The 244-nt window shown below is 69.3% G+C and carries 1 protein-coding gene; it reads right to left on the bottom strand.

Annotated features, from left to right (window positions below; translation table 11 throughout):
• Positions 1-244 (bottom strand): citrate/2-methylcitrate synthase (locus tag P0D89_RS54560; protein WP_408371666.1); only part of this gene is annotated, 244 nt, incomplete at both ends.

A 244-nucleotide genomic window follows, 5' to 3' on the forward strand; every position in this document is an offset into this window, starting at 1 on the left:
GAGAGGAAAGCCGGCGTCCAGCAGCACAGCGGGAATCGCGCCGGACACGTTGACCGGCAATGCCCGGCCATAAATCTTCGGCACCGCGGCAGCGATGGCGCGCAGGACCCGCACGTTGTCTCCTGCCGTGCCGTGTTCGTCGGCCAAGGCCAGCAAGCGCGTGGCACGCGGATCTTCCTGCTGGTGTAGCGGGTGTCCGAACCCGGGCAGCGGCGCGCGCCGCGCCCGCAGCGCTGATATTTCG

Source organism: Paraburkholderia sp. RL18-085-BIA-A, from assembly GCF_046027075.1.
GTDB lineage: Bacteria > Pseudomonadota > Gammaproteobacteria > Burkholderiales > Burkholderiaceae > Paraburkholderia.